General features: G+C 76.1%; 3 protein-coding genes and 1 pseudogene. All 4 read right to left on the bottom strand.

From position 1 onward, the window contains the following. Positions 1 to 823: pseudogene (locus tag EF918_RS33490) on the bottom strand (caspase family protein); the annotation flags it as partial. A 3-nt stretch (positions 824 to 826) separates the two neighbouring features. Beyond that, the gene (locus EF918_RS33495) at positions 827 to 1,195 is read right to left on the bottom strand and encodes a hypothetical protein (protein ID WP_125652657.1); all 369 of its coding nucleotides are present in this window, start codon (positions 1,193 to 1,195) and stop codon (positions 827 to 829) included. 95 nt (positions 1,196 to 1,290) lie between these two features. Next, positions 1,291 to 2,850 carry a mucoidy inhibitor MuiA family protein gene (locus EF918_RS33500; protein ID WP_125652658.1) on the bottom strand — a complete coding sequence of 520 codons (1,560 nt, stop codon included), beginning with the start codon at positions 2,848 to 2,850 and terminating at the stop codon, positions 1,291 to 1,293. A gap of 8 nt (positions 2,851 to 2,858) precedes the next feature. Continuing rightward, positions 2,859 to 3,889: DUF4139 domain-containing protein (locus tag EF918_RS33505; RefSeq protein ID WP_125652659.1), on the bottom strand; the 1,031-nt coding region annotated here is incomplete at its 5' end.

Below are 3,889 nucleotides of genomic sequence, written 5' to 3' on the forward strand. Positions count from 1 at the left end.
GCGGGGGGCCGTGGCGGGCGGGGACGGGTGTGGCGAGCAGGACGTCGGTGCCCGAGGCCGCCGGACGGCTCTGGGGCTCCCACGGCTCGGGCGGTTCGCGCAAGGTGGTGTGGTGCGCGGCCATATGGGCGGTGATCCGCTCCGCCAGGTCCGCGAACCCGGTACCGGCGGAGCTGCCGCCCGGATCGTCCCGGGCGGAACCGTGCGCGTGCGTCGCCTCGTCCAGCAGCCGGACGAGCTGCGCGGTGAAGGGGGTGGGCGAGTCGCCGTCCCCGGCGTCGATGCGGTTGTTGGCCTGCACGCTCATCAGCAGGGAGATCCGCCGCCGTGGTGCGGGTGCCAGCGCGTCCCAGGCCGTCGCGGCGTTGCCGGCGTAGCAGCAGTCGAGGACGACGACCACGTGCTCCGCCTTGGCCCGGGCCAGGACGGTCAGGACGCTCTTCCAGGGCGCGGCGCCCCGGAACACCGATTCCCCGCCCGGCACGATGGTCGCTCCGCGCATCAGCAGCCACAGTTCGTCGCCGGTGCTGGGCACGGCGCCGTGGCCGGAGAAGTACACCAGGAGCAGACCCTCGGCCGCCGCGACGGCCGCGTCGAGGCGGCGGTCGAACGCGTCGACGGTGCCGGGGCGGCAGACGGTGATCTCGCCCTCGGCGAAGACCCCGCCCGCCCGTAACGACCGCTCCAGGCCGCTGAGGTTGTGGGCGACCGCCGGGAGGTCGCCGGGCACCCCGACGGGGTGGTCCGGCTGGGTGAAGTCGTACTCGGGGACGCCGACGAGCAGCGCCCTGTTCACTCTGCCGCGCGGGTCGAAGCGCGCCACGGGCTATCTCCCGTCGCCCTCGGGCGTGACCTCGACCTCCGGCGGTTCGCCGCTCTCCACGCTCCGGCGGTTCTCCCGCCAGGCGCGCACCCCGCTCTTGACCTGCTCGTAGACCTCGTCGAACAGCTTCGGGGCGACCGCCCCGATCAGCACCAGGACGATGTCGAGCCCGGCGCCCATCGGGCTGCCCGGCCCCCGTCCCTCCTCCGTGCCGGCCCGTTCCTGGATCTCCAGCTCGCCGCTGCTCCTGAGCCCTTCGAGCTTTCGTTCCCGTTCGAGCCACGCCTTCAGCGCCCCGACGTCACCCTCGCTCGCCCCCCGCGCCAGGCGCACCCGGACGGCCGTCCTCCGCTCAGCTTCCCCCTCAGCCATAACACCCCATGATGGCACGTCAGTTGGATACAGGGGAGGGTTCGGTGCACTCCGTGTGGTTCCGTGCGCGTCCCGTGGTGCTCGGCGGGGGCCGCTCAGAGGCCGACGACCTTGGAGCTCGCCGACAGCTCGTAGACCAGGGTGAGGGAGCGGCGGCCGCCGGGCGGGAGCGTGACGTCCCAGCGGGCGATGCCGTCGGCGTCGACCGCCTCCGGCGGCGGCGCGCAGGCGTCCTTGCGCAGGCGGACCTCCACCGCCGACACCTCCGGGACCGGGATCCGCTCACGGACCACGACCACGCGCTCGTCGTCCTCCCCGGGGGCGGAGAACCGGGACAGGTGCAGCCGCACGGTGCGGGTGACGACGGTCCGCTGGGTGATGCCGGCCGTGTCCCGGGACTCCTCGGTGTGGCGGACCACCCGGTGGTCGTCGCGGCTGCCGAAGGCGAGCTCCACCGGGGCGCCGGGGGCGGTGAAGTCCAGGGTGCCGCGGCCGACGGCTCCGCTGTCGCGGACCAGGTCCACGGGGCCGGCGAGCAGGGCGTGGCCGGAGCGGTTGTCGAACCGCGCCACCTGGGTGACCAGGGGGGACAGCTCGGGCGAGCAGGCGTACTCGCTGTGCGCGGCCGTGGTGAAGGACGAGACCGGCACCCGGTGGGCCCGCCCGTCGGCGGGGACCGAGACCGGTGCGGGGGCGTGGAGCACCCGGGCCTCGCCGCCGTCGTCGACGCCCGGCAGACCGAGGACGGGGGCCGGTCCGAGGTCGCCGATCTCCTCCTCGCGCAACTCGACGTCGACGGTGCGGCGTTCGGCGGCGGAGCGGTCCTTGAGCGTCAGCCGGTCCTCGTCGAGCCGGGGCGGTTCGGTGGCCAGCGCCGACCGGGCCGTGGACAGGGTGAGCCGTACGCCGGACCAGTCCTCGCCGGTGCGCTGCCAGACCATGGCGTCGGTCTCCAAGGTCAGCGACCCGCCGTCCAGCACGGCCCGGTAGGCGGGGCGCCACAGGGCGCAGGGGGTGAGGTGGGTCAGCCGCAGCCGGGCCGGTCCGGCGGCCGCGCTCTGCACGGTCAGCTCGATGTGGCCGACGAGTTCGGCGGGCGGCCGTTCGGCGAGGGCGACGGCCCGCCGGGCCTCGCCGATCTCCGCGGCGAGGGCGGTCAGCCGGGCCTCCACGCCGCGCAGGTGTTCGCCGTACGTGTCGCGTTCGGTGTCCACCCGGTCCAGTTCGCGGCTCCAGCGGGCGGTGTCGCTCTCTCCGGCGCCGGCGCCTTCGCCGATCTCCCGCAGCAGGTCGGCGGCGAGGTGCCCGAGGGCGTCGAGGCGGGCGTGCAGCCGGTCGCGGCGGCGCCCCAGGCCGCGTTGCTCCTCCTCCAGGGCGTGCACCCGCCGGCGCAGTGCGGAGTCGTCCTCGGCGGGCAGCGGGCCGCGCGGCGTCCAGTCGCGGACCATCCGTACGTCCAGCACGGTGGCGTGGTGGTCGGCGGTCACCTCGGCGTGCAGGGTCCGGTCGACCGCGAGGGCGCTGACCGGCCCGAGGCGCAGCCGGTGGACGCCGGGGGTCAGGTCGAGCACGGCGGAGCGTTCGACGTGGCTGCGGTCCTCCAGGCACGTGACGGCCGTGACGGGGAGGGCGATCGGCTTCGGGGCCGTGGGCATGGCGTGTGTCAGCTCCTGCGGTTGCCGCCGACCAGGGCCTTGCCGGCCGGGATGCGGATCTCGAAGCCGCCGTCGAGGGCGGCGGTGCCGCCGGCGGGCAGGTCCACCCGCCGGAGCCGGACGTCCGGCGTGTGCTGCTCGGGTCCGGTACCGGCGTCGGGGTCCGTAGCGGCGTCCGCGTCCGTACCGGCGCCGGGGGCCGTCCAGCCGGGCCGTTCCTCGATCCGGACGTCCGGGTCGGAGGTGACCGGGACGCGCTCGCGGACCTCTACGGTGACGGGCCGGGCCAGGCCGTTGGCGAGTTCCACGTGGACGCGGTGGTCGAGGACGGTGATGTGGTTGCGCAGGCCGGCGGTCGACTCGCGCAGCGTCGTACGGCGGGTGACGCGGATGCCTTCGGCCGGCCCCAGTCCCACGCGGCGGACCCCGCCGGGGGCGAGCGTGGGCAGGGGGGCGGTCAGCAGGAACGCGTCGTCGACGGTGACCTCCACCGGGCCCGCCAGCAGGGCCTGGTCGCTCGTGTTGGACAGCACCAGGGTGGTGTACACGGTCGGCTCCACGGAGGGCACGCACACGTACTCCGTGCGCAGGCCGACCGGGACCTCGCCGACGGTGACGGTGTGCCAGGTGCCGTCCGACGGTACGTCGACGCGGGCGGTGGCGTCGAAGCGGTGGTCGAAGGAGCCGGCGGACTCCCGGGGCCGTACGGCGTGTCCGGGCAGCGGCAGGCCGGCCACCGCTTCGGCGCGGCGACGGTGTGCGGCGGCCACGGGGTCGGCGGGGGCGCCGGGGAACAGCCGGCCCCTACGATCGCCCTGCTCGTCGGGGCCGGACAGCACGAGGGCCGCGTAGTCGAGCTCGGCGCCGCTCGGGTGCGGCGGACCGGCCGGCTCGGGCGGAGCCGGGGGCGCCGGCGGCGCGGGCAGCAGCCCGGCCGCCGGCCGCGCCGGGGCCTGGGGCGCCGGCATCGCGAAGCTCTCGACGACCTCCGCCGTCGGGTGCTCCCCCGACGCCCCGCCCGGGCCGCCGGGCCGGCCAC

Source organism: Streptomyces sp. WAC06614 (assembly GCF_003949795.1).
Lineage (GTDB): Bacteria > Actinomycetota > Actinomycetes > Streptomycetales > Streptomycetaceae > Streptomyces.

Excerpts from the sequence above, each read along its gene's own strand:
- EF918_RS33500 (WP_125652658.1), bottom strand. The coding sequence starts at position 2,850 with ATGCCCACGGCCCCGAAGCCGATCGCCCTCCCCGTCACGGCCGTCACG.
- EF918_RS33495 (WP_125652657.1), bottom strand. The coding sequence starts at position 1,195 with ATGGCTGAGGGGGAAGCTGAGCGGAGGACGGCCGTCCGGGTGCGCCTG.